The 24,318-nt window shown below is 63.8% G+C and carries 19 protein-coding genes and 1 tRNA gene; 15 read left to right on the forward strand and 5 right to left on the reverse strand.

The annotated features are described in order from the left end of the window. The first annotated feature begins 1 nt into the window (after window position 1). Window positions 2-1,138, forward strand: coding sequence for a deoxyguanosinetriphosphate triphosphohydrolase (locus CD932_RS12925; RefSeq protein WP_094442979.1), 1,137 nt, complete (start codon window positions 2-4; stop codon window positions 1,136-1,138). Between the two features lie 5 nt (window positions 1,139-1,143). Here the strand turns inward: CD932_RS12925 and mutY are convergent, their stop codons facing one another. Genes mutY through mutM form a run of 3 tightly spaced genes read right to left on the reverse strand, consistent with a single transcriptional unit; the run spans window position 1,144 to window position 5,093 of the window. After that, window positions 1,144-2,307 carry an A/G-specific adenine glycosylase gene (gene mutY, locus CD932_RS12930; RefSeq protein WP_094442980.1) on the reverse strand — a complete coding sequence of 388 codons (1,164 nt, stop codon included), beginning with the start codon at window positions 2,305-2,307 and terminating at the stop codon, window positions 1,144-1,146. Between the two features lie 19 nt (window positions 2,308-2,326). Further along, window positions 2,327-4,249: a dynamin family protein gene (locus CD932_RS12935; protein ID WP_094442981.1), complete on the reverse strand. Its 1,923-nt coding sequence runs from the start codon at window positions 4,247-4,249 to the stop codon at window positions 2,327-2,329. 10 nt (window positions 4,250-4,259) lie between these two features. Further along, window positions 4,260-5,093 (reverse strand): bifunctional DNA-formamidopyrimidine glycosylase/DNA-(apurinic or apyrimidinic site) lyase, encoded by an 834-nt coding sequence (gene mutM, locus CD932_RS12940; RefSeq protein ID WP_094442982.1) that lies wholly within the window; start codon window positions 5,091-5,093, stop codon window positions 4,260-4,262. A 154-nt stretch (window positions 5,094-5,247) separates the two neighbouring features. Between mutM and CD932_RS12945 the strand changes: the two genes are divergently transcribed. The 11 genes from CD932_RS12945 to CD932_RS12995 all read left to right on the forward strand — a co-directional run bounded on the left by CD932_RS12945 (window position 5,248) and on the right by CD932_RS12995 (window position 14,090). After that, a complete protein-coding gene (locus CD932_RS12945) occupies window positions 5,248-7,044 on the forward strand; it encodes a tetratricopeptide repeat protein (protein ID WP_094443620.1) in 1,797 nt (598 codons plus the stop codon). Window positions 7,045-7,141: 97 nt separating this feature from the next. Then, the gene (locus CD932_RS12950; RefSeq protein WP_094442983.1) at window positions 7,142-7,765 is read left to right on the forward strand and encodes an outer membrane lipoprotein LolB; all 624 of its coding nucleotides are present in this window, start codon (window positions 7,142-7,144) and stop codon (window positions 7,763-7,765) included. Then, window positions 7,762-8,676 carry a 4-(cytidine 5'-diphospho)-2-C-methyl-D-erythritol kinase gene (ispE, locus tag CD932_RS12955; RefSeq protein ID WP_094442984.1) on the forward strand — a complete coding sequence of 305 codons (915 nt, stop codon included), beginning with the start codon at window positions 7,762-7,764 and terminating at the stop codon, window positions 8,674-8,676. The genes CD932_RS12950 and ispE overlap by 4 nt, the downstream gene beginning before the upstream one ends. Window positions 8,677-8,730: 54 nt before the next feature. Further along, window positions 8,731-8,807 (forward strand) — tRNA-Gln (locus CD932_RS12960). A gap of 150 nt (window positions 8,808-8,957) precedes the next feature. Next, window positions 8,958-9,908 (forward strand): ribose-phosphate pyrophosphokinase, encoded by a 951-nt coding sequence (locus tag CD932_RS12965; protein WP_094442985.1) that lies wholly within the window; start codon window positions 8,958-8,960, stop codon window positions 9,906-9,908. A gap of 180 nt (window positions 9,909-10,088) precedes the next feature. Continuing rightward, complete coding sequence (locus tag CD932_RS12970; RefSeq protein ID WP_094442986.1) at window positions 10,089-10,700, forward strand: 50S ribosomal protein L25/general stress protein Ctc; 612 nt, start codon at window positions 10,089-10,091, stop codon at window positions 10,698-10,700. 113 nt (window positions 10,701-10,813) lie between these two features. After that, the gene (gene pth, locus CD932_RS12975) at window positions 10,814-11,398 is read left to right on the forward strand and encodes an aminoacyl-tRNA hydrolase (RefSeq protein WP_065310111.1); all 585 of its coding nucleotides are present in this window, start codon (window positions 10,814-10,816) and stop codon (window positions 11,396-11,398) included. A gap of 193 nt (window positions 11,399-11,591) precedes the next feature. Further along, the gene (gene ychF, locus CD932_RS12980; protein WP_094442987.1) at window positions 11,592-12,683 is read left to right on the forward strand and encodes a redox-regulated ATPase YchF; all 1,092 of its coding nucleotides are present in this window, start codon (window positions 11,592-11,594) and stop codon (window positions 12,681-12,683) included. Between the two features lie 170 nt (window positions 12,684-12,853). After that, window positions 12,854-13,396, forward strand: a complete 543-nt coding sequence (locus CD932_RS12985) for a thioredoxin domain-containing protein (RefSeq protein WP_254926567.1) — start codon at window positions 12,854-12,856, stop codon at window positions 13,394-13,396. A gap of 65 nt (window positions 13,397-13,461) precedes the next feature. Then, window positions 13,462-13,707 (forward strand): type II toxin-antitoxin system Phd/YefM family antitoxin, encoded by a 246-nt coding sequence (locus CD932_RS12990; protein WP_094442988.1) that lies wholly within the window; start codon window positions 13,462-13,464, stop codon window positions 13,705-13,707. Then, window positions 13,704-14,090, forward strand: coding sequence for a type II toxin-antitoxin system VapC family toxin (locus tag CD932_RS12995; protein ID WP_094442989.1), 387 nt, complete (start codon window positions 13,704-13,706; stop codon window positions 14,088-14,090). Before CD932_RS12990 ends, CD932_RS12995 begins: the two co-directional genes overlap by 4 nt. A gap of 120 nt (window positions 14,091-14,210) precedes the next feature. Here CD932_RS12995 and CD932_RS13000 read toward each other — a convergent pair whose 3' ends face one another. Then, window positions 14,211-15,902, reverse strand: a complete 1,692-nt coding sequence (locus CD932_RS13000; RefSeq protein ID WP_094442990.1) for a PAS domain-containing hybrid sensor histidine kinase/response regulator — start codon at window positions 15,900-15,902, stop codon at window positions 14,211-14,213. A 327-nt stretch (window positions 15,903-16,229) separates the two neighbouring features. Between CD932_RS13000 and CD932_RS13005 the strand changes: the two genes are divergently transcribed. Genes CD932_RS13005 through CD932_RS13015 form a run of 3 tightly spaced genes read left to right on the forward strand, consistent with a single transcriptional unit; the run spans window position 16,230 to window position 23,266 of the window. Further along, window positions 16,230-17,903, forward strand: coding sequence for a ShlB/FhaC/HecB family hemolysin secretion/activation protein (locus CD932_RS13005; RefSeq protein ID WP_094443622.1), 1,674 nt, complete (start codon window positions 16,230-16,232; stop codon window positions 17,901-17,903). 60 nt (window positions 17,904-17,963) lie between these two features. After that, window positions 17,964-22,634, forward strand: a complete 4,671-nt coding sequence (locus CD932_RS13010) for an MBG domain-containing protein (protein WP_094443623.1) — start codon at window positions 17,964-17,966, stop codon at window positions 22,632-22,634. 20 nt (window positions 22,635-22,654) lie between these two features. Beyond that, entirely contained in the window at window positions 22,655-23,266 is a 612-nt protein-coding gene (locus CD932_RS13015) for a hypothetical protein (protein ID WP_254926568.1), read from the forward strand. Between the two features lie 66 nt (window positions 23,267-23,332). On the opposite strand, the gene CD932_RS13020 is transcribed toward CD932_RS13015, so the two are convergent. After that, complete coding sequence (locus CD932_RS13020; protein WP_094442991.1) at window positions 23,333-24,160, reverse strand: MipA/OmpV family protein; 828 nt, start codon at window positions 24,158-24,160, stop codon at window positions 23,333-23,335. Window positions 24,161-24,318 lie beyond the last annotated feature (158 nt).

Below are 24,318 nucleotides of genomic sequence, written 5' to 3' on the forward strand. Positions count from 1 at the left end.
CATGACGCCGGAAGACTTCCTCGCTCCTGGCGCGGCCCGTTCGTCACAGGGGCAGGGGCGTCGCCATGCCGAGACGGCGCACGCCTCGCGCAGCCAGTTCCAGCGCGACCGCGACCGCATCATCCATTCATCGGCGTTTCGCCGGCTCGAATACAAGACCCAGGTCTTTCTCAATCACGAGGGCGACCTGTTTCGCACGCGGCTCACGCACAGCCTGGAAGTGGCGCAGATCGGCCGCTCGATCGCGCGCAACCTGCGCCTGAACGAAGACCTGGTCGAAGCCATCGCGCTGGCGCACGACCTGGGCCACACGCCGTTCGGTCACGTGGGCCAGGACGTGCTCAATGAATGCATGGCGGACCATGGCGGTTTTGAACACAACCTGCAAAGCCTGCGCGTGGTCGACACGCTGGAACAACACTACGGCGCCTTCGATGGCCTGAACCTGATGTTCGAAACGCGCGAAGGCATATTGAAACACTGCTCGCTGAGCAATGCGCGCGCGCTGGGACCGGTGGCGCAGCGCTTTATCGACGGTACCCAGCCGACACTGGAAGCGCAGCTGACCAACCTGGCCGATGAAATCGCCTACAACAGCCACGATATCGACGACGGCCTGCGCTCTGGCCTGATCACCATCGAACAGCTGGAACAGGTGGCGTTTTTCGGCCGCCTGTGGCGCGAGGTGCAAACCGTGTATCCGGGCCTGTCGGGCAGGCGCGCCATCTATGAAACCCTGCGCCGCCTGATCACGGCGCTGGCCGACGATCTGATCACCACCTCCACGCAATTGATCGGCGATTGCGCCCCGCGCGACGTTGACGAAGTGCGCGCCAGCGCGCCCCTGATCCGGTTTTCGGACGCCATGCGCGCGGACGCCACCGAACTCAAACGGTTTTTGCGCGTCAATCTGTACCGCCACTACCAGGTCAACCGCATGCGCGTCAAGGCGAGCCGCATCGTGCGCGAACTGTACGACAGCTTCATGGCCGAACCGGCCCTGCTGCCGCCCGACTACCAGCTCAAGAACGGCAGCGCCACCGAGCAGGCGCGCAAGATCGCCGACTATATCGCCGGCATGACGGACCGCTATGCGATCCGCGAGCACCGCCGGCTGTATTCGCTCGACGAGCTATAGCCTCTTCAAAACATGCTGCGCTGCGCCGCGCGCGCATCGCCCAGCAGGCCCAGCAGCAGTTTCTTGACCGGCGCCGGCAGCGGCGCGTCCGCCACCTTTGCGCCGTCCAGCCAGACATGGCCCGCTTCGGCAACCAGCTGATGGTGCCGCGACAGGGTGATGCGGCAGGGCACGATATGCAGCTTGTAATGGGTAAACACGTGCACGATCGGCAGCAGCAACTCTTGCGTCTCGATCTCGCCGAACGGCGCCACCGCGCGCAGCAAGGCCGGCTGGTCGATCAGCCGTGGCATGGCGTCGTCGGCCAGCACATGGCCATCGAGTTCGGGCAGCGACAATAATCCGCCCCAGATGCCGGCGCCCGGGCGCTGCTGCAGCAATACCTGGCCTTGGTCGACGATCACCAGCATCACGGCGTGCTTTTCGGGGCTGGTCTTTTTCGGCTTGCGTACAGGCAGCTCTTTGGTGCGGCCGGTGGCCCAGGCCACGCAGCGCGATTGCAAGGGGCAGCGGCCGCAATCGGGACTGCTGCGCGTGCACAGCGTCGCGCCCAGGTCCATCAGCCCTTGTGTATACGATTCGATCCCTGTCTCTGGCAACAGCGCTTCGGCGCGCCGCCACATCGCTTCTTCGACCCGCTTTTCGCCAGGATAGGCGTCGATGCCGAATACGCGGGCGAACACGCGCTTGACGTTGCCGTCCATGATGGCCGCGCGCGTGCCACTGGAGAACGCCGAAATGGCGGCGGCCGTCGAGCGGCCGATGCCGGGCAGCTCGGCCAGCAAGGCGGGGTCGCTGGGGAATACGCCGTCGTATTCGGCGAGCACGCGCTGGGCGCACTTGTGCAGGTTGCGCGCGCGCGTGTAGTAGCCCAGGCCGCTCCACTGCGCCATCACGTCTTCGACGGGGGCTTGCGCCAGCTCGCGCAGGGTAGGAAAGCGCGTCAGGAAGCGCGCGTAATAGGCCAGCACGGCTGCCACCTGGGTTTGCTGCAGCATGATTTCGGACAGCCAGATCAGGTAGGCGTCGCGCGTGTTTTGCCATGGCAGCGCATGGCGGCCGTGCTGTTTTTGCCAGGCGATGACGGTGGCGGAAAAAGTGGGATCGACGTAGTTTTCAAGAGGTGCCACGCCCGATTCGGGCGACAGCGGATGCGGCAGACGTTTCATGCAGGGTTCCGGTAAGGGGTCAATGTGTCGGTATTGAGGCGGCGATGGCCGCGTGCAGCGCGTCGATGCGCTGCGCCAGTTGTGCCTTGTCGCGCTCGAGCGCCGCCAGCGACGCTTCGAAGCCGGCGATTTTCTGTTCCAGGCTGTCGGTGGCGTCGTGGATGCGCTGGATCGAGGCCAGCCGCAGTTTCAGCTGTTCCTTGTATTCGACGATCTGCGCTTCGAGCGGCGCCATGATGACCTTGAGCCAGGCGCTGGCGTCGTCATTGGCGGCAGCGAAACTGCGGCGCACGCGCGAGGCGATGGTGTCAAAGAATTTTTCCATCAGCACCACGCGGCTGGTGGTGAGCAGGGTGGCCGTGCCGAACTGCTTGTGATACACCGCTTCGATGGCGTCGATCTCCTGGCGGTAACGGGCCAGCGAAAACGGCATCGGCAGGGCCAGCGCCAGGCCATGTTCGGTGGCGAAGCGGCGGTACATCACCTGCATCATTTCCGTGATCTCGTTTGTTTTGCGTTCGGAGCGCTCGAGGTTCTGGCCGATGCGCTCAAAGTACTGGCGCATGGCGTCGCGCAGGCCCGTGAAAAAGCGGCTGCGCTGCATCGCCAGGCGCACCGCGTCGATATCGTCGCGCACGATTTCCATGCCCAGGCTGGTGTACAGTTCCGTCGACAGTCGGGTAAACACGGCCCTTGTCGCCTGCAGCTTGAACAGGCTGCTGTCGAATTCCTTTTTCTCGATATCGACGCGGCGCATCATGTGCGCGATCACGCTCTGGTTCTTGCCGCGCAGGCTGTGCAGCTCGTGCAGCTGTTCGGCGATGGCGCGCGCCCGCGCGCCGTACTGCACCTGCTGCGCCGCTTCAATTGCCTCGAGGTCGAAGTCCAGCTGGCGCCGGATAATGCTCTTGCGCGCCGGGATCAGCTCATTGAACAGGGCCGCTTCCAGCGGCAGCAGGCGGCTTTTTTCCAGCAGCGCCTGGTCGTGGTTGATCTTGCCCACCAGCGCCTTTTGCGCCGAGACCGGAAACACCTGGCCGGCGTCGAGGTTGAGCAGGTGCGCCACGCTGGCCTGCTGGCGCTCGATTGCCTGCGTCACTTCCGCCTCGCCGCGCAGCTCGTCCCACATGCTGTCGATTTTATTGAGCACCACCAGGCGGCCGCTGCCCCCATCGGCGCCGATATGGTTGCGCCATACGTCGATATCGCTGCGCGTGACCCCGGTGTCGGCCGCCAGGATAAACAGCACCGCGTGCGCGTTCGGGATCAGGTTCAAGGTCAGTTCGGGTTCGGTGCCGATGGCGTTCAGGCCGGGCGTGTCGAGGATCACCAGGCCTTGCTTCAACAGCGGATGCGGAAAATTGATGATGGCGTGGCGCCACATCGAAATTTCCACCAGGCCGTCTTCATCGAGCATGGCTTGCGCATCGGCGTCATCAAGGTCATACAGGCCGTAGCGCGCCGCTTCCTCCACGCTGACCTTGCGCGTCAGGCTGACCTGGCGGATGGCGTCCTGCATGTCGTCGCCCGCCTCCAGCTTCAGCGGCAGCACCGTCCAGGCGCCGGGCAGCTCGCGGTAGTCGCTGGTCGACAGGTTCTGCGCCCGCGTTTCGATCGGCAGCAGGCGGATCGACGGCTGCCACGCAGGATCGTACAGCAGCTCGGTCGGGCACATGGTGGTGCGCCCGGCGCCCGAGGGCAGGATGCGCTGGCCATAGTCGGCAAAGAAGATGGCGTTGATCAGTTCGGATTTGCCGCGCGAGAACTCCGCCACGAAGGCCACCGACAGGCGGTCGTCCGCCAGCCGCGACACGCAGCGCGCCAGGCGCAGCGCCGAGGCGCCGTCGACCAGGCCGGCCGCTTGCGCCGCCTGCTGCCAGGCGCGCAGGGCGGCCAGCACATCCTGGCGCCAGGCGCTGTATTGTTGCAAGTCCCTGACCATGCACGCTTCCTTATTTTTGACAGTTCACGCAATAAAACGTGGAACGCTGTCCCTGCACGATTTGCCGGATAGGCGCGCCGCACACGCGGCAGCTCTGGCCGGTCCGGTTGTAGGTGAAATACGTCTGCTGGAAGTAGCCGGACTGGCCGTTCACATGCAGGAAGTCGCGCAGAGTGCTGCCGCCCTGGACGATGGCTTCGGCCAGCACGTCGCGGATCGCCTGCGCCAGTTTGTCGTAGCGCGCAAGACCGATGCGCCTGGCCGGCGTCTTCGGGTTGATTCCAGCGCGAAACAGGCTTTCGGAACAATAGATATTGCCCACGCCGACCACGATATCGCCGGCCAGCAGCACCTGCTTGATATTGGTATTGCGCTGGCGCGTCTTTTCAAACATCAACTGGCCCGTAAACGCCCCTTCCAGCGGTTCCACGCCCAGGCCGCGCAGCAGCACGTGGGTGTCGAGCGGGCCGTCGGCCAGGTCATGCCACAGCACGGCGCCAAAGCGGCGCGGATCGGTCAGGCGCAGCACCTGGTCGCCGTCGCTACCCGACACCACCAGGTCGAAATGGTCGTGCTTGAGCGCTTCGGTGCCCGGCGGCAGCACGCGCAAGTGGCCCGACATGCCCAGATGGATGATCAGGGTGCCGTGCTGGAAGTGGATCAGCAGGTATTTGCCGCGCCGGCCGGTGAGGCCGATGGTCTGGCCCGACAACTGTTCGCCGAGGGCGGCGGGAAAGGGCCAGCGCAGGCCGTCGCGGCGCAGCACCACCGCGCGCACGGCGCGCCCTTCGATATGGGGCGCAACACCGCGCCGCGTGACTTCGACTTCTGGCAATTCTGGCATAAGGCTCGCTGGTGAAAACAGGGGCGCTGGCTGGCTGACGGCACACCCGGCTGGGCGCGACGATCCAAATGAATATATTTCGTTACATGCGTGAAGCACGCAAAGCACGGGTTGGGCGTAGAATCAAACTTTGCCGTTCAGCCAGGATCAGCCTTTGAAAAACGCTTTCGCCATTGTAACCTTGTCCGCCCTGATGGCTACGCATGCCATGGCGCAAACGTCCGCCGTCCCGGCGGACGCCCCGGCCAGCCCCGCTGCGGCCGAAGCCCGGCCTGACGCCGAGGCCGGCGCCAAGGCGGAAGCCAAGGCGCAAGCCAGGGGTGAGGGTTTGCCCAATGTCGAGCTGAACAGTGAACTGCTGTACAAGCTGACGAAGGCCGAGATGGAATTCAAGAACGGCCAGTGGCAGGGTCCGTACGTGACCATGATGATGGCGGCCCAGCAAACGCGCGATCCGCGCCTGGCGCGCCGCGCCTCCGAAATGGCGCTGGCCGCCAAGCAGGGCGGCGAAGCGCTGGCGGCGATCCGCCTGTGGCGCGAGCTGGCGCCGGAGTCGGACGAGGCGACCCAGTTCTTCCTCGGCTTCGTGGTACTGACCGACAAGATCGAAGAAGCTGAACCGATCTTTGCCCAGCGCATCGAAGCGGCGCCACCCGGTTCGCGCGGCGTGGCGCTGTTCCAGACCCAGCAGATCCTGTCGCGCGCCAACGACAAGCTGTATGCCTATGCCATGCTGGTGCGCCTGATGGAGCCCTACCACGACATGTTCGAAGCGCATCTGGTGCTGGCGCAGGGCGCGCTGTCGATCGGCGAGCGCGCGCGTGCGATTGCCGAAGCGAACAAGGCGCTGCAGATGAAGCCGGCCTCCGAACTGGCCGTGCTGACACTGGCGCAAGTGACGGGCGAGCCGCAGGCGGCCAATCAGGCGCTGGCCAACTTCCTCGCAAAAAACCCCGACGCGGTCGAAGTGCGCGCCGCCTATGCGCGCTTGCTGGTCGAGCAGAAGCAGCTCGAAGCTGCCCGCACCCAGTTCCTCGCGCTGCTCAAGAGCCAGCCCGATAACGTGGCCGGCCTGTATGCGCTGGGCATCGTGTCCTTGCAGCTGGACGACGCCAAGGGCGCCGAGCAGTATTTCAAGCGTTTCCTGGCCGTGCTCGAGAAAAAACCCGGCGACGAGCGCGATCCGTTCAAGGCGCTGATGATCCTGTCGCAGATCGCCGAGTCGCGCGGTGATCTGCCGGGCGCCATTGCCTGGCTGGACAAGGTCGACAGCAGGGAGTCCGGCGGCTACCTGGACGCCCGTTTGCGCCGCGCGCAACTGATGGCGCGCAGCGGCAACCTCGACGGCGCGCGCAAGAGTCTGGCCGAGACGCAGGTCGACGACCCCGCCGCCCAGGGCCAGATCGTGCTGGTCGACGCGCAGCTGCTGCGCGACGCCGGCTATGTGCAAAGCGCCTACACGGTGCTGGAAAACGCCCTGGTGCGCTTCCCCGACAATCCCGAACTGCTGTACGACTACGCCTTGCTGGCCGAACGCCTCGACAAGCTCGAACAGATGGAGGCGAGCCTGCGCCGCGTGATGCAACTCGCGCCCGACAACCAGCACGCCTACAACGCGCTTGGCTATTCCCTGGCCGAACGCAATGTGCGCCTGCCCGAAGCGCTGGCGCTGATCGAGCGCGCGCTGCAGATGGCGCCGGGCGACCCCTTCATCATGGACAGCATGGGCTGGGTGCAGTTCCGCATGGGTAACCTGCCCGCCGCCGAAGACGCGCTGCGCCGCGCCTATGCCGTGCGCCCCGACCCCGAAATCGCCGTGCACCTGGGCGAAGTGTTGTGGCACAAGGGCGACAAGGAGGGCGCGCAAAAACTGTGGCGCGAAGCGCAAGCGAAGGATCCTGAAAACGATGCGCTGAAAAACACGCTGGCGCGCTTGAATGTCAGCTTGTAATTTTTAAACCCCATGGCAAGTGGCGGGGGAGGACCGGGGTCAGACCCGCCGGGTCTGACCCCAGCCTTTGCACTTGGGTTAATTCCTCCAAATTCCCATGTCCAAAAAACTACTCCCCCTCGCCACCCTCTGCCTGGCCCTGTCCGCCTGTTCCACGCTCCCATTCACTTCGGGCCAGCCGCCTTCGTCGCAAGCCGTCGCGCCCTACCGCGACCAGGTCGAGCTGTCTGGCCGCCTGAACGTGGTGTACCAGAAAAATGACCAGCCCGAATCGGCCACCGTCAATTTCACCTGGCAGCAAACGGCGCAACGCATCGACGTGACCCTGTTTTCGCCGGTTGGCAGCACCCTGGCCATGATTGCCGTCACGCCACAGGAAGCGGTGCTCACGCAAAGCGGCAAGCCGCCGCGCAGCGCGCCCGATGTCGATACGCTCAGCGCGCGCCTGCTCGGCTGGTCGCTGCCCGTGTCGGGCCTGCGCGACTGGCTGCAGGGCCACGCGCTGGGCGAAGACGGCAAGCGCTTTGTTGCCTCGCCGCAAAATGACCATGTGACGACCAGGGATGGCTGGCGCTTGCGCTATGTCTCGTGGCAAGATGGCGCCCCCGGTGCGCAGCCGCAGCCGCGGCGCATCGATGCCGAACGCACTGCCAGCGCCCAGGCCGACGCCGTCTCGCTGCGCATTGTGCTCGATCCCGTTTCTTCCACTGCCGCGCCATGACCACACTGCTCACTGCCCTCGATAACTGCCCGGCGCCCGCCAAGCTCAATCTGTTCCTGCACGTCAATGGCCGCCGCGCCGACGGCTACCACCTGCTGCAAACCGTGTTCCAGCTGGTCGACCACGGCGACACCCTGCATTTTGCGCTGCGCGATGACCAGCAGATTCGCCGCACAACCGACTTGCCCGGCGTGCCGCAGGAGCAGGACCTGATCATCCGCGCGGCCAGGCTGCTGCAGGCCGAAGTGGTGCGCCGCACGGGCGCCATGCCGCGCGGCGTCGATATCGCCATCGACAAGGTGCTGCCGATGGGCGGCGGCCTGGGCGGCGGCTCGTCCGACGCGGCCACCACCCTGATGGCCCTGAACACCTTGTGGCAGGGCGGTTTGAGCCGCGAGGAACTGATGGCGCTGGGTCTGCCGCTGGGCGCCGATATTCCGTTTTTTATCTTTGGCGAAAATGCCTTTGCCGAAGGCGTGGGCGAAGCGATGCGGCCGGTCGCCACGCCGGATTGCTGGTATGTGGTGATCGAGCCGGGCGTGCAAGTAGCGACCGCAGCAATTTTTTGCGCGGAAGGCTTGACGAGGGATACCGAAGCCGTCACAATAGCGGACTTTTCCAGGCACATCGCAGAAAGCAATAGCGCGAACGGGTTTGGAAAGAATGACTTACAGCAAGTAGCATGCAGTCTTTTCAAGCCGGTAGCAGATGCGGTAGAATGGCTCTGTGCTTACGGTGAGGCCAGGATGACTGGTTCCGGTGCTTGTGTGTTTGGCGCGTTTTCCACCGAGGAAGAAGCCGATGCAGTGCTCAGTAATGTGCCTGCCGTCTGGTCAGCCTGGAAGGCAAAAGCGTTGAGCCATCATCCACTGCTCACGATGTTGCAAGTAGCAAAAAAAGATTTTGCTTAGCTTCAAAAAGTCGGTATAATACCGGCCAACATGACAGCAAGCAGTCAGTTGCGTAGGGGAGTCGCCAAGTTGGTTAAGGCACTGGATTTTGATTCCAGCATGCGAAGGTTCGAATCCTTCTTCCCCTGCCACCCGTTTCACCGTAGTCTGTCGATGCGAAGTTGGCGTCCAGTACGGGAAGCAAAAATGGGCCGTCACGCGGCACATGCACAACACAGACTGACCGGGCTTATGCCCGGTTAGTGCTTTTCAAGACTTCTATATCACCTCTTGGGACTCCCATGGCTTACGAAAACCTGATGGTTTTTACCGGCAACGCGAATCCAGCGTTAGCAGAGGGGGTCGCAAAAAATCTCGGCATCCCTCTCGGTAAGGCAAACGTTTCAAAATTCTCCGACGGCGAAATAATGGTCGAGATTAACGAAAACGTGCGCGGCAAGGATGTTTTTGTTTTGCAATCCACCTGCGCCCCGACCAACGACAGCCTGATGGAAATCATCCTGATGGTCGACGCCCTGAAACGCGCATCGGCCGGTCGTATTACCGCAGCGATTCCGTATTTTGGCTATGCCCGCCAGGATCGCCGTCCACGCTCTGCGCGGGTGGCCATTTCGGCCAAGGTGGTAGCCAATATGCTGGAAAAAGCCGGTGTCGAGCGCGTCCTGATCATGGACTTGCACGCCGACCAGATCCAGGGTTTCTTCGATATTCCCGTCGACAATATCTACGCTTCGCCGATTTTGCTGGGCGACCTGCAAAAGAAAAACTACCAGGACCTGCTGGTGGTGTCGCCGGACGTCGGCGGTGTGGTGCGCGCGCGCGCCCTGGCAAAACGCCTGGGCTGCGACCTGGCCATCATCGACAAGCGCCGCCCGAAGGCGAACGTGTCCGAAGTAATGAACATCATCGGTGAAGTCGAAGGCCGCAACTGCGTGATCATGGATGACATGGTCGACACCGCAGGCACCCTGACCAAGGCCGCCGAAGTGCTCAAGGAGCGCGGCGCCAAGAAAGTGGTAGCCTATTGCACGCACGCGGTGCTGTCCGGCCCGGCGATCGACCGTATTTCGGCGTCGTCGCTCGATGAACTGGTGGTGACCGATACGATTCCCCTGTCCGAAGCGGCCCTGGCCTGCGGCAAGATCCGTCAACTGACGTGCGCGCCGCTGCTGGCCGAAACGTTCAAGCGCATCATCAAGGGCGATTCGGTTATCTCCTTGTTTATCGATTGATTCGATAAGTAGCAACAGACGTAAAAACAAACGTAATATCGGCGGCGCGACTGGTTTCTGACCGGCCGCGCCGCTGCTTTAGTGGTTTTCGGGGTGCGTCCGCACCCATTTTCCGAAGTCTCCTGGTCGCGGGAGTCTTCATCACACAAGACGCGAGTCTTGTTCTTTTTGGAGTTTCACATGAAAGTTATCGCATTCAAACGCGAATTGCAAGGTTCCGGAGCGAGCCGCCGCCTGCGCATTTCCGGCCAGACCCCTGGTATCGTCTACGGCGGTGCCGAAGCCCCGGTCCTGATCTCGCTCGATCACAACGCCCTGTACCACGCGCTGAAAAAAGAAGTGTTCCACTCGTCGATCCTGGAACTGGAAATCGACGGCGTTTCCCAACAAGTGCTGCTGCGCGACTTCCAGGTCCACGCATACAAACAGCTGGTGCTGCACGCTGACTTCCAGCGCGTTGACTCCAAGCAAGCTGTCCACGTGAAAGTGGCGCTGCACTTCGAAAACGCCGACGTTTCGCCAGCAGTCAAACTGCACGGCGCGACCATCAGCCACGTTGCCAATGAAATCGAAGTATCGTGCCTGCCAGGCAAGCTGCCAGAATTCATCACCGTTGACCTGTCGAACCTCGATGTCGGCCACTCGCTGCACGTGAGCGACCTGGTGCTGCCAGAAGGCGTGACCGTTGTTGGTCACGGCGATGACCAGACCATCGTTACCGCATCGGTGCCGGCTGGCCACGTTGCCGCTGAAGCCGAAGCTGCTGCTGCTGTCGAAGCCGACAAGAAGTAATCGTGCCGCCGCCGCAAGGCGGCAGTCGCAGAAAAAACCCGCCTGGCTCGCTCCGGCGGGTTTTTTTCTGCCTGTTTTCACCGATAATCGTTCTTTTTACCACAGACATCGCCATGCCCATCCGCCTGATCGTCGGCCTCGGCAACCCGGGACCCGAATACGAACAAACGCGTCACAATGCCGGCTTCTGGCTGGTCGACAACCTGGCCAACAGCCTGCCCGGCACGCGCTTGCAGCGCGACTCGCGCTATAACGCCATGCTGGCCAAGACCTCGATCAACGGCCAGGACGTGTGGCTGCTCGAACCGCTGACCTTCATGAACCGCTCCGGACAGTCGGTCGGCGCGCTGGCGCGCTTTTTCAAGATCGCCGCCGACGAAGTGCTGGTGGTGCACGACGAACTCGACCTGATGCCCGGCATCGCGCGCCTGAAAAAAGGCGGCTCGGCCGGCGGCCACAATGGCCTCAAGGACATCACGGCCGCGCTCGGCACCCAGGATTACTGGCGCTTGCGCCTTGGCATCGGTCATCCGCGCAGCCTGAACCTGCAGCAGCAGGTGGCCGACTTCGTGCTGCACCGTCCGCGCCGCGAAGACCAGGAGCTGATCGAGCAGGCGATCGACAAATCCCTGCTGGTCATGCCGCAGATTGTCGACGGCAAGTTTGAAGCGGCCACCATGAAGCTGCATACGGCCTGATGTTGCGGCCACGTGGCCGCCGGCGTGGCAAAGCTGTTGCCGCGCAGCGGGCAGGGGTACAATGACGTTCTGAATGTCGTTGTCCAAACCACCGGAATCGTCGCACGACCACCATTTTTCCAAAACAGCACCGCCAGCACGCCGATCGACGGCTGTGCCTTGAGCACTGTGCTTTGATAATTAAAGGTTTTTCATGAGTCTCCAATGCGGTATCGTCGGCTTGCCGAACGTCGGCAAGTCCACCCTGTTCAATGCGCTGACGAAAGCCGGCATCCCGGCTGAAAACTATCCTTTCTGCACCATCGAGCCAAACGTCGGCGTGGTCGAAGTGCCGGACCCGCGCATGGATGCGCTGGCCGTCATCGTCAAGCCGGAACGCATGGTCAACGCCATTGTCGAATTCGTCGATATCGCCGGCCTGGTGGCTGGCGCCTCGAAAGGCGAGGGCCTGGGCAACCAGTTCCTGTCGCATATCCGCGAAACGGACGCCATCGTCAACGTCGTGCGCTGCTTTGAAGACGACAACGTCATCCACGTGGCCGGCAAGATCAACCCGCTCGACGATATCGAAGTCATCCAGACCGAACTGGCGCTGGCCGACATGGGCACCGTGGAAAAAGCGATTCACCGCGAAAGCAAGAAAGCCCGCTCGGGCGACAAGGACGCGGCCAAGCTGCTGGCCATCATGGAACGCATGATGCCGTACCTGAACGACGCCAAGCCGGTGCGCGCGATGGGTCTCGACGCCGAAGAAATGCTGCTGATCAAGCCGCTGTGCCTGATCACCGCCAAGCCGGCCATGTTCGTCGCCAACGTCTCCGACAGCGGTTTTACGAATAACCCGCTGCTCGACCAGCTGACCGCCTACGCGCAATCGCAAAACGCTCCCATCGTCGCCATCTGCGCCTCGATGGAAGCGGAAATCGCCGACCTGGACGCCGCCGACAAGGGCGCCTTCCTGGCCGACATGGGCATGGAAGAGCCAGGCCTGGACCGTTTGATCCGCGCCGCCTACAAGCTCTTGGGCCTGCAAACCTACTTTACCGCCGGCGTCAAGGAAGTGCGCGCCTGGACCGTCCCCGTCGGCGCCACCGGCCCGCAAGCGGCCGGCGTGATCCACACCGACTTCGAACGCGGCTTTATCCGCGCACAAACCATCGCCTATGACGACTTCATCACCTACAAGGGTGAAGCCGGCGCCAAGGAAGCGGGCAAGATGCGCGCCGAGGGCAAGGAATATGTGGTCAAGGATGGCGATGTGCTGAACTTCCTGTTCAACGTCTGATGACGACGGTGTCGGGCGCCGCCTGACACCGGCCTGGATCACAATGCCTGCCCGCGCTTCGCGTCGGCAGGCATTGTTACATTTGTACGGCGCGACCTTCTGATGGGCATGGGTTTATAGTGAATAAACTTGCCCACGCCGACAGGCCGCCCCGCGCAGCCAGGAGAACCATGATGACCAATACTGATACCGATATTGCCGGACTGTCGTCCGCCGAGCACGCCACCGGCAACCTTGACGCCAGGCTGACCCTGGTCGAATACGGCGACTTCGAATGCCCGCGCTGCGCGCAGGCCGAGCCGCTGACGCGCCATCTGGTGGCCACCTATGGGGACAGGCTGCGCTTCGTGTTCCGCCACTTTCCCGACAGCGCCGCCCATCCGCATGCCGAGCTGGCGGCCGAAGCGTCCGAGGCGGCGGCCGCGCAAGGCAAGTTCTGGGCGATGCATGCGGCGCTGTTTCGCCAGCCCCAGCATCTGAAGGAAGCCGCGCTGAGCCGCTACGCCGAAGAAATCGAGCTCGACATGACGCGCTACCAGGCCGACATGAACGACCATCTTTATCTGCAACGGGTGCGCGAGCACCATGCGGCGGCAGTGCAACTGGGCCTGCGCGGCACGCCGAGTTTTTTCCTCAATGATCAGCCGGTCGATGTGTCGTTCGGGCTGGAACAACTCGAGCGGGCGGTGCGCGCCGCGTTGGGCGATAGCTGAAAGAAACTTGCATTGCTGATGGAAGATGACTAGACTAAGTGAACTTAGTTTGATTGAGGTTCAGGATGTTAACAGTCAATATACACGAGGCCAAAACGCATTTGTCCAGGCTCATCGAACAAGCTGCCAACGGTGAATCGTTTATTATCGCCAAGGCGGGCCGGCCCTTGGTCAAGGTCATGGCACTCGATGCGCCAGCGGCGGGTCAGAAGAAGCGGCTTGGTTTTCTTGCCGGCCAGATCACCGTGCCGGATGATTTCGACACGATGGGCAGCGTGGAAATTGCCTCGCTGTTCGGCGGTGATGCATGAAGTTGTTGCTCGACACGCACTTGCTGCTGTGGGCGGCAGGCGATCCAGGCCGTATGAGTCCAGTTGCGCTGGCCTTGATCGAAGACGCTGGCAATGAGCTGTTTTTCAGCGCCGCCAGTCTGTGGGAAATCTCGATCAAACATGGTCTGGGCCGTGTCGACTTTCAGGCTGACCCTCGGGTATTGCGCCGCGCGCTGCTGGACAATGGCTATAGCGAGTTGCCCATCATCAGTGAGCACGCCGTCGCCATCGAGGGCTTACCGCCTATCCATAAAGACCCGTTTGATCGGATGCTGGTAGCCCAGGCAACGGTCGAAGGCATCACTTTGCTGACGGCTGACGCCTTGCTTGCGCAATATCCAGGACCTGTGCGCAGGGTATGAACCATCCGCATCTTCTGCTCATCAGTACGCCGGCAACGCCACGCTGATGCGCCAGGTGCTTTTCAAGGCACAAAAAAACCTCGCAGTCGGCGAGGTTTTTTTTCTGGCGTATCGGGCAGGCTATGGCGCGGCCGTCAGGCTGAGCGCCGTGTCGAGTGCTTCCATGAACTCGGGCACGTTGATGGGCTTGGTGAGATAGCGCAGGAAGCCGGCGTCGAGGCCTCTGCGCACATCGCGCGGCAGGGCGTTGGCCGACAGGGCGATGACGGGAATGTGCGCCGTCAGCGGATCGGCGCGCAGCAAGCCCAGCACCTCGGTGCCACTGATGCCGGGCAGGTTGATATCCATCAGGATCAGGTCGGGCTGATGCTGGCGCGCCAGCGCGATGCCAAGGTGGCCATCGACGGCGCTGAGCATGTCCAGGTCGCTGCGGCGGGCGATCAATTGCTCGACCAGGATCAGATTGGCCGGATTGTCCTCCACATACAGCACCTTGCGGCGTGGCGCGTCGCAGGATGCGTCGCCCGACGGTGTCCGGTCCAGGTCCGCGGCATGCTCGCCGAGCTGCAGTTCGGGCGCCGACGAGGCCGCCAGTTCGATCCAGAACATGGTGCCGACCCCGACTTCGCTTTCCACTCCCAGCGTGCCGCCCATCAGCTCCACCAGTTGCTTGGTCACCACCAGGCCGATGCCGGTGCCTTCCTCGGTGCCGGCTTCCTGTCCCAGCCGGTTAAATGGTTGAAATAATTGTTGCAGTTGTTCGGCGCTCAAGCCGTTGCCGGTGTCGCGCACGCTCAGGCGCACCCTGTCGCCATGCAGTCTGCATTCCACTTGCACGCTGCCGCCGGTGCGGTTGTATTTGATGGCGTTCGACAGCAGGTTGATGACTACCTGTTTTACCCGCGTCAGGTCGGCATGCACGTAGAACGGCTGGGCGAGCGAGGGGAAGCTCAGCGTGATGTGGCGCTTTTGCGCCTGCGGCGTGATCATCGCGCGGCAGTCGCGCAAGACCTCGGTGAGCGCCATCGCTTCGCGCGACATGGCGACCCGGCCCGATTCGATCATCGACAGGTCGAGAATTTCATTGATCAGGCGTAGCAGATACCAGCCGCCATTGAGGATCTGGTCGAGCGAGCGCTGCTGCGAGGCGCTCGGTGGCGGCGTGTCCGACGCCATCAGCTGGGCAAAGCCCAGCACTGCGTTGAGCGGCGTGCGCAGTTCATGACTCATGCTCGACAGAAAATCGGACTTGGCGCGATTGGCCTTGTCCGCTTGCGCGCGCGCATTTTCCAGCTCGACGCTATTGTCGCTCAGCACGCGATTGAGCAGCTCGCGCTCTTGCTCCGCATGCTTGCGCACGGTGTTGTCGGTGCCGATCAGCAGATAGCCGATGATGGCCTGGCTCCCATCACGCAGCGCCGTGACCGACACGATCGCCGGGAAGCGGCTGCCGTCCTTGCGCACATACGTCAGCTCATAGCTGTCTTCGATGCCGCGCGAGGCCTTGTAGACCAGCGCCTCGAAACCGGGGCTGATCGGCGTATCGAATTGTTGCGAGAGGGCGGCGGCGCGGACGATGGCCTCGGCCGTATCGGAAATGCCGGCCGGCGTGATGCGGTTGATCACATCGTCCGCCTGATAGCCCAGCATGCGCTCGGCGCCGACATTGAATAACTGGATCACGCCCTGGGCATCGGTGGCGATGCAGGAAAAATAGGGACTGCTGAAGATCGCTTCTTGCAACACGTCCGCTTGCAGGAGCGCAGGATGGGCTGCGCGCGCGGCGGCGCCGGCGCGGTAGATGTCGTTCATGCTTACTGCCCTTGGTTCGCAACGGCCGTTTCTGGTCAGATCGGGCGGGCTGCACATTGTTGAGCGACAGGCGCTGTTGTCTGGTGAAAGACGCTGCTGTCTATGTTGCAAAATCACATGACAAACGACATTTTAGCAAAATTTTTTTTGCCGCCGCGCGCGCCTGGCAGGCCCAGGAGGGCCAGCTGGCCTCGTTCAGCGGGGGTTTTCTGCCGCATCACGCAAAAAATCCCTATGTGCGGTAACCGGCAGATGTTCATTTTTCTAATAGGCAATATCAGCCTCATGAAATTTTATCGTTTACAGAACATCCAAATCGAGGCCAGCATGTCCCATATCAAATTTTTACCATTCGCCGTGTTGGCACTGACGCAGAGCATCGCCCTGGCGCAGCAGGTACCGAGCGCCGGCAGCCAGCTGCGCCAGATTCCGCCAGCGCCGGCGCCGCAGCAGGAACTGCCGCGCCTGCGCGTCGAGCAAAGCGCCGAGCCGGTGGCCGCCGCGCCAGCGTCCAGCGCCAGCATCGAGGTCAGGCGCTTGCGCGTGACCGGGGCCGTGGCCTATCCGGAAGCGGCGCTGCTGGCCCTGACGGGATTCCAGCCTGGTAGCGCGCTGACGGTGGCCGAACTGAACGCCATGGCCTTGACCATCGAACAGGAGTATCGCCGCAACGGCTATTTTGTCGCTCAGGCCTACCTGCCCGCGCAGGATATCGCGCAGGGCGAGGTGACCATCGTGGTGCTGGAAGGGCTATATGGCCAGATCGGCCTGAAGAACCAGACCAGTATGTCCGACGGCAGGGTCGGTGCGCTGCTGGCCGGCATTGAAAGCGGCGACACGGTCATGCGCGAACCGCTGGAGCAGCGCCTGCTGCTGCTGTCGGACTTGCCTGGCGTCATCGTCAAGTCGACCCTGGCGCCTGGCGCCACGCCCGGCACGTCCGACCTGCTGGTTGATGTCCAGCCCGGTCAAAGAGTCACCGGCAGCGTCGACGCCGACAATGCCGGCAGCCGCTACACGGGCGAGTACCGTGTCGGCGCGACCGTCAACCTGAACCAGCCGTTCGGCCTTGGCGACGTCGCCAGCCTGCGCGTGCTCACTTCCGGCGACGGCCTGAAATATGCGCGCGCCTCGTACCAGCTGCAGGTGGGCCGCGCCACGGTGGGCGCCGCGTACAGCCGGCTCGACTACAAGCTGGGCAAGGAATTCGACAGCCTCGACGCCAGCGGCACGGCGAAAATTGCCGGCGTCTATGGCAGTTATCCGCTGATCCGTTCGCGCGACAGCAATCTGTATGCACAGCTGTCGTACGACGACAAGACCTTCCAGGACAAGGTCCGGGCAGCCTCCATCGTCAATAACAAGAAAGTGCGCGCCGTCACCGTTGGCTTGGTCGGCGACCATCGCGACAATCTCGGCGGCGGTGGCATGAGCAACTATGCGCTGGCGCTGACCAGCGGCGACGTCGATCTGCGCACGGCCGACGTGCGCGCGTTTGACGCCTTGACGGCGCGCAGCAATGGCGGCTATCGCAAGCTGGCGTTCAATGCGTCGCGCTTGCAAAGCGTCAGCGATTCGGTGTCGCTGTATGCGGCGATCAATGGCCAGCTGGCGTCGAAAAACCTCGATGTGTCCGAGCGCATGGAGCTTGGCGGCGTCAACGGCGTGCGTGCCTATCCCGAAGGCGAGGCGTATGCCGACCAGGGCTATGTGCTGAACCTGGAAGCGCGGCTGCGTCTGCCGCCGCTGCCGGCCAGCATGCCGGGGCAGATGCAGCTGATCGGTTTTGTCGATACCGGCACCGTATCGCTGAACAAGAACCAATGGGCGGCAGGCGACAACAAGCGCACCCTGAGTGGCGCCGGCATTGGCCTGACCTGGGCCAACAACAACGATTTCGTGGTGCGCACGTATTACGCACACAAGCTGGGCGGCGCCATGGCCACCTCGGCACCCGACAAGGGCGGCCGCTTCTGGATCCAGGCGGTGAAGTATTTCTAAGCCTGCGGCCATCCACGCACAGTCCCATCCATCACGCCCGACACAGAACAGAAAGAAACAATGAACCACATTTACCGCTCGATATGGAATGAAAAGACCGGCGCCTATGTCGCCGTTTCCGAAAACACCAGCAGTGCCGGCAAGGCCAGCTCCTCCGTGCGCGGCAGCACCGCCGGCGCCGCCTTGTTCGCCCTGAAGACCTTGTCGGTATCGCTGATGCTGGCGCTGGGCGCCAATGTGTATGCGCTGCCGCCCGCCGGCACCGTGACTGCCGGCGGCGCCACCATCAACACCACCCGGCCAGGCAGCATGGTGATCAATCAGTCGACGCAGAACGTGGCGATCAACTGGCAGAGTTTTAATATCGCCGCTGGCGAAAGCGTGCAATTCGTGCAGCCGAACAGCAATTCGGTGGCGCTCAATCGCGTCATCGGCAGCGATCCGTCCAGCATCCTGGGCAACCTCAGCGCCAACGGCAAGGTCTTCCTGATCAACCCGAACGGTATCCTGTTCGGCAAGGGCGCGTCGGTCAATGTCGGCGGCCTGGTCGGCTCGACCCTGGGCCTGAGCGACGGCGACTTCATGGCCGGGCGCTATCAGTTCAGCGGCAATGCCAATGGCGCCATCGTCAACCAGGGCACGATCGCGGCCGATGGCGGCTATGTGGCGCTGGTCGGCGGCAAGGTCGATAACCAGGGCAGCATCGTCGCCAACCGCGGCATGGTGGCGCTGGCCGCCGGCAGCGCCGTCACGCTCGATGTGCTGGGTGGGCAGTTGCTCAATGTCACGGTCGATCGCGGCGCCCTCGGTGCGCTGGCGCAAAACGGCGGCCTGATCCAGGCCGATGGCGGCCAGGTCATGCTCAGCGCACAAGGCGCCGGCAGCCTGCTGGGCAGCGCCGTCAACAATAGCGGCGTGATACGCGCCCGTACGCTGGAAAACCACAATGGCGTGATCCGCCTGCTTGGCGATACGGCCGGCGGCAGCGTCACGCAGTCCGGCACGCTCGATGCATCGGGCCGTGGCGCGGGCGAACGCGGCGGCCAGGTGACCGTGCTGGGCCAGCACATCGCGCTGACCGGCACGGCGGCCATCGACGCCGCCGGTGACGCCGGCGGCGGTACGGTGCTGATCGGCGGCAATTACCAGGGCAAGGGTGCCGAAGCGCACGCGCTCTCGACCAGCGTCGACAGCGGCGCAGTGGTCCACGCCGATGCGGTCAGCCAGGGCAATGGCGGCCAGATCGTCGTCTGGTCCGATGGCACGACTACTTTCGGCGGCACGCTGACGGCGCGCGGCGGTGCGCGCTCCGGCAATGGCGGCCTGATTGAGACCTCGGGCAAGACCGTGGTGCGCGGCGCGGACGCTTATGTCAACACGCTGGCGCCGCAAGGCAAGACCGGCACCTGGCTGCTCGATCCGGTCAACTACACGATCGCACTGGCTGGCGGCGACGAAACGCCGGCGCAGGTGGCCAAGAGCCTGGCCAGCAGCAACCGCGAGATCACCGCGACGAATGACATCACGGTGGGCAGCGCGCTGACCTGGACCACCCCGCAAACGCTGGAATTGAACGCCGGCCACGATGTGCTGATCAATGCGGCGATTACCGCCAGCACGGCCGGTTCCGGCCTCAAGCTCATTGCGCTCAACGATGTGGTGCTCAATTCGGCGGCGGCCATCACGGCTAGCGGCAGCGGTTCGAAAGTCAGCCTGGACGCCGGGCGCAACATCGTCATCGATGGCGCGCTGACGACCGACGGCGGCGGTTCGACGGCCATGCGCGCGACCAATAATATCGATATCAATGGCGCGCTCAGCGCCAATGGCGGCGGCGCCCTGAGCCTGATCGCCGACAAGACCATCACCATCAACAGCGCGGTCAGCGCCGATGGCGGCCTGGTAACATTGCGTGCCGACAATGACGGCACCGGCCCCGGCGTATCCGGCGGCACCGTGGTGTTTGCCGGCATCGGCAAGGTCAGCGGCGCCAACACGGTGATCCTGTTCAACCCGAACGGCTATGCCAACACGGCCGCCGAGATCGCTGCCTACGGCACCAAGGTGGTCGGTGCGCTCGACGCGCGCGCCTGGGTTTTCGCCCGCGCCGAGAACAAGGTGTACGACGCCACCAATGGCGCCAGCCTGGGCTTCATTGCCGATCCGCGCGCCGGCGGCGACGTTACCCTGGTACCCGGCATCGCCACGTTCAGCGACAAGAATGTGGGTGTCGGCAAGGCTGTTGCCTACAGCGGCTATAACCTGGGCGGCGCCGATGTGGCGCGCTTCGCGCTGTTCGGCAACGGCAGCGGCAGCAGTTCGGCCAACATTACCGCATTGGCCATCGTTGGTTCGATCAATGCCGCCAACAAGGTCTACGACGGCAAGCAGAGCGCCGTCATCACCAGTCGCAGCCTGAACGGCGTGCTGGCGGCCGATGCGGCGACCGTCAGCTACACCGGCGGCTCGGCCGCCTTTGCCGACCAGAATGCCGGCAACAACAAGGCGGTGCTGGGCACCGGCCTGGGCCTGACCGGGGCGAGCGCCGGCAACTACACGGTCAATGCGACCGCGTTCACCGCCGCCAATATCACGCCGGCTCCCATGACGGTGACGGCGACCAGTGTCAGCAAGGTCTACGGCCAGACGGCGGTGCTGACGCAGTTCGATGCTGCGGGCATGCAAAACGGCGAAACAGTCGGCAATGTGACTGAAAACAGCATCGGCGCCGCCACCACCGCGTCGGTCGCCGGCGGACCGTACGCCATCGTGCCGAGCGCTGCCGGCGGCGGCACCTTCACGCCATCGAACTACACCATCAACTATGTCAATGGCGCGCTGACGGTGACGCCGGCGCTGCTGAGGATCACGGCGACGGATGCGAGCAAGGTTTATGGCCAGACGCCGACCTTGTCCGCCTTTACTTCCACCGCGCTGCAAAATGGCGAGACCATCGGCAGCGTCACCGAGACCAGCACCGGCACGCTGGCCACCGCGCCGGTGCCGGGGCCGTACCCCATCATTCCAAGCGATGCGAAGGGCGGTACCTTCACGCCATCGAACTACACCATCAACTATGTCAATGGCGCGCTGACGGTGACGCCGGCGCTGCTGAGGATCACGGCGACGGATGCGAGCAAGGTTTATGGCCAGACGCCGACCTTGTCCGCCTTTACTTCCACCGCGCTGCAAAATGGCGAGACCATCGGCAGCGTCACCGAGACCAGCACCGGCACACTGGCCACCGCGCCGGTGCCGGGGCCGTACCCCATCATTCCAAGCGATGCGAAGGGCGGTACCTTTACGCCATCGAACTATGCGATTACCTATCTCAATGGCGCGCTGACGGTGACGCCGGCGCCGTTGAGCATCACCGCCAATAACGTCACCAAGGCTTACGGCGAGACGCCGGACCTGAGCGGCTTTACCTCGAGCGCGCTGCAAAATGGCGAGAGCATCGGCCGCGTCACCGGCGCCAGCCCCGGCGCCGCTGCGGACGCCGCCGCGCCCGGACCGTACGCGATTATGCCCAGCAATGCCGCAGGCGGCACCTTCATGCCGTCGAATTATGCAATTACCTATATGCCTGGTGCATTGGTCGTGACCCCTGCGGTGGTGGTGCCGCCGGTGATCGTCGCCCCGCCGGTGGTGGTTGATCCGCCCGTGGTCGTGCCGCCCGTGGTGGTGCCACCGGTGGTGATTGACCCACCCGTGGTGGTACCGCCCGTGGTTGTCCCGCCAGTGGTGGTTGTCCCTCCTGTGGTGGTACCGCCGGTCGTCGAGCCACCCGTGGTGGTGCCGCCGGTCGTCGTTCCGCCCGTGGTGACGCCACCTGTGGTGGTGCCGCCGGTGGTTGTTCCGCCCGTGGTGACGCCACCTGTGGTTGTTCCGCCGGTCGTTGTTCCGCCCGTGGTGACGCCACCCGTGGTGGTACCGCCGGTCGTCGTTCCACCCGTGGTGACGCCACCCGTGGTGACTCCGCCTGTGGTGGTGCCGCCGGTCGTCGTTCCACCCGTGGTAACGCCACCCGTGGTGGTGCCGCCGGTGGTCGTTCCGCCCGTGGTGACGCCGCCCGTGGTGGTGCCGCCGGTCGTCGTTCCGCCCGTGGTGACGCCACCTGTGGTTGTTCCGCCGGTGGTTGTTCCGCCCGTGGTGACGCCACCTGTGGTGACTCCGCCTGTGGTGGTGCCGCCGGTGGTCGTTCCACCCGTGGTAACGCCACCCGTGGTGGTGCCGCCGGTGGTCGTTCCGCCCGTGGTGACGCCACCCGTGGTGGTGCCGCCAGTCGTCGTTCCGCCCGTGGTGACGCCGCCTGTGGTGACTCCGCCCGTGGTGGTGCCGCCGGTGGTCGTTCCGCCCGTGGTGACGCCACCTGTGGTGCCGCCGGTGGTCGTCGTTCCTCCCGTGGTGACGCCACCCGTGGTGGTAGTGCCGCCGGTGGTCGTGCCACCCGTCGTGGTGATACCTCCAGTCCTGGTGCCACCACGGGACGTACCGCCAGTGGTCGTGCCGCCCAATAACGTGACGCCTTTGCCGCCGCCGATCACGACATTGGTGGTGGTGCCGCCGGCCTTGCCGCCTGGTACGCCATTCGTGTTGCCGCCGCCGGTACCTCCGGTGTTGCCGCCGGTGCCAGTCGTGGTGCCGCCAGCGCCGCCTGTCACCCCGGTGGAAGCGCCGCCAGCGCCTTACGTGCCGGTAGCGCATCCGCGCAAGCAGGATCGCAACTGATGGTTGCGCGTTTGGGGTGTATGCTGTTGGCCCTGAGCGCCCTGGCTGCGGCGCCTTGTGCGCTGGCGGCCGGGGGCCGGGCCGACTTCAAGCTGGAGCCGGCCTCTGCCGAAACGAGCAAGCTGGCGGACTGGATCGTCGATTCCGGCGATAACGGTCGGCTGCCGTTTGTCATCGTCGACAAGCGCGGCGCCAAGGTGTTTGTATTCAATGCCGACGGCGTCCTGCGCGGCGCCTCGGCCGCCTTGCTGGGACAGTCGTCGGGAGACGATTCGGTGCCTGGCATCGGCACGCGCAAGCTGGCCGACATCCGGCCCGAGGAGCGCACCACGCCGGCTGGCCGTTTTGTCGCGTCGCTGGGCCATAATTTGCACGGCGGCGAAATCTTGTGGGTCGATTACGACGCCGCCATCTCCCTGCATCCGGTGGTCACCAGCAATCCGCGGGAACAGCGGCTGCAGCGCCTGGCCAGCGCCACGCCGCTCGACAACCGGATTTCATATGGCTGCATCAATGTGCCGCCCAAGTTTTATGAGGGCGTCGTCAGTCCGTCGTTCAAGCAATCGGACGGCATCGTGTATATTCTTCCAGAAACCCGGCCGGCCAGTACGGTCTTTCCTGGTTCACCATGATGGAGAAAGCGCGGACAGTGACGCTACTGGCCGTGCGGCACCAGCTGGAAGACGACTATCTGTAAATCACTCCTCGCCGCTGCGCGCTGCCTGGCCCGAGCGCCGCCACGTCCACATCAGCCCGATGCCGGCCGAGGTGCCGCTGTGCTGGCGTAGCAGCGGGCTGTCGCGGTTGGCGGCGCCGGCGTAATTGTCGTAGCGTAAGAAGGCAAAGGCGCGCCAGTCGCGGTGCAGCAGATACGAGCCACCCAGGCCCAGGCGGGTCAGCATCAAGCCGCTTCTGGCCGCGTAGGCGGGGCGCTGCGGCGTGGCATAGGCTTGCCCAACGCCATAAAAATAATCGTTGATGGTGGCGTTGCCCAGCACCGCGCTGGCGTAAGTCTCCATATGCCAGCGCCCTTGCGGGTCGGCCAGGGCGTAGGCCAGGCGCGGTTCGAACGTGGCGCCCTGGCGGCGCAGGCCGCCGCGTGCTTCGATCACGGCGCGCAGCGGCAGTTCCAGCCGTACACGGCTGTTCGGCGAGGGATCAAAGAGCTTGATCTTGACGCGCGGGCCAAATTCCACCAGGGAACCCAAATCCGGCATGCCGCGCCGCGCCGGCACCTCGCTCGACCGCGCTGGCAGCGACAGCGCAAAGCCGACGTCGAGTTCCACCTGGTCGGTATTGAGCAGGCGCGCGCCCACGCCCGAGCGGTCGGCGCGCAGCACCTCGCCGCGGTAAATCAGGAAGGGCAGGGCCAGGGTGCGCGTCGAGCGCTCGTTTGAGCCCGGATAAGACGGGGTCACGGCCGTGCCGCCGAACACGCCCGCTTCCCACAAGGGCAGGGCCTGCCCGGCGGCGCACGCCGGCGCCAGGACGATACCGGCCGTGGCCAGCAATTTGATGGTGTTCATGCTTGTGCTCCGCAAGATTGAGCAGGCTACTGTAGCGCAGTATCGGGCACGCACGCCTCGCGCATGGCGCCCATGCAATAAATCATCCTGCGATGGTGGTTTGATGACATATAATTTGTCGAACACTTTGTTATTTTCACCATATCACCAGACAGGAG

The organism is Janthinobacterium sp. PC23-8 (genome assembly GCF_002250505.1).
Lineage (GTDB): Bacteria > Pseudomonadota > Gammaproteobacteria > Burkholderiales > Burkholderiaceae_D > Janthinobacterium.

Coding starts and splice junctions, on each gene's coding strand:
- CD932_RS12990 (WP_094442988.1), top strand. CDS start 13,462: ATGTTAACAGTCAATATACACGAGGCCAAAACGCATTTGTCCAGGCTC.
- CD932_RS12950 (WP_094442983.1), top strand. CDS start 7,142: ATGTCCAAAAAACTACTCCCCCTCGCCACCCTCTGCCTGGCCCTGTCC.
- CD932_RS13010 (WP_094443623.1), top strand. CDS start 17,964: ATGAACCACATTTACCGCTCGATATGGAATGAAAAGACCGGCGCCTAT.
- CD932_RS12935 (WP_094442981.1), bottom strand. CDS start 4,249: ATGGTCAGGGACTTGCAACAATACAGCGCCTGGCGCCAGGATGTGCTG.
- CD932_RS12985 (WP_254926567.1), top strand. CDS start 12,854: ATGATGACCAATACTGATACCGATATTGCCGGACTGTCGTCCGCCGAG.
- CD932_RS13020 (WP_094442991.1), bottom strand. CDS start 24,160: ATGAACACCATCAAATTGCTGGCCACGGCCGGTATCGTCCTGGCGCCG.
- pth (WP_065310111.1), top strand. CDS start 10,814: ATGCCCATCCGCCTGATCGTCGGCCTCGGCAACCCGGGACCCGAATAC.
- ispE (WP_094442984.1), top strand. CDS start 7,762: ATGACCACACTGCTCACTGCCCTCGATAACTGCCCGGCGCCCGCCAAG.
- mutY (WP_094442980.1), bottom strand. CDS start 2,307: ATGAAACGTCTGCCGCATCCGCTGTCGCCCGAATCGGGCGTGGCACCT.
- ychF (WP_094442987.1), top strand. CDS start 11,592: ATGAGTCTCCAATGCGGTATCGTCGGCTTGCCGAACGTCGGCAAGTCC.
- CD932_RS13015 (WP_254926568.1), top strand. CDS start 22,655: ATGCTGTTGGCCCTGAGCGCCCTGGCTGCGGCGCCTTGTGCGCTGGCG.
- mutM (WP_094442982.1), bottom strand. CDS start 5,093: ATGCCAGAATTGCCAGAAGTCGAAGTCACGCGGCGCGGTGTTGCGCCC.
- CD932_RS12925 (WP_094442979.1), top strand. CDS start 2: ATGACGCCGGAAGACTTCCTCGCTCCTGGCGCGGCCCGTTCGTCACAG.
- CD932_RS13000 (WP_094442990.1), bottom strand. CDS start 15,902: ATGAACGACATCTACCGCGCCGGCGCCGCCGCGCGCGCAGCCCATCCT.
- CD932_RS12970 (WP_094442986.1), top strand. CDS start 10,089: ATGAAAGTTATCGCATTCAAACGCGAATTGCAAGGTTCCGGAGCGAGC.
- CD932_RS13005 (WP_094443622.1), top strand. CDS start 16,230: ATGTCCCATATCAAATTTTTACCATTCGCCGTGTTGGCACTGACGCAG.
- CD932_RS12995 (WP_094442989.1), top strand. CDS start 13,704: ATGAAGTTGTTGCTCGACACGCACTTGCTGCTGTGGGCGGCAGGCGAT.
- CD932_RS12965 (WP_094442985.1), top strand. CDS start 8,958: ATGGCTTACGAAAACCTGATGGTTTTTACCGGCAACGCGAATCCAGCG.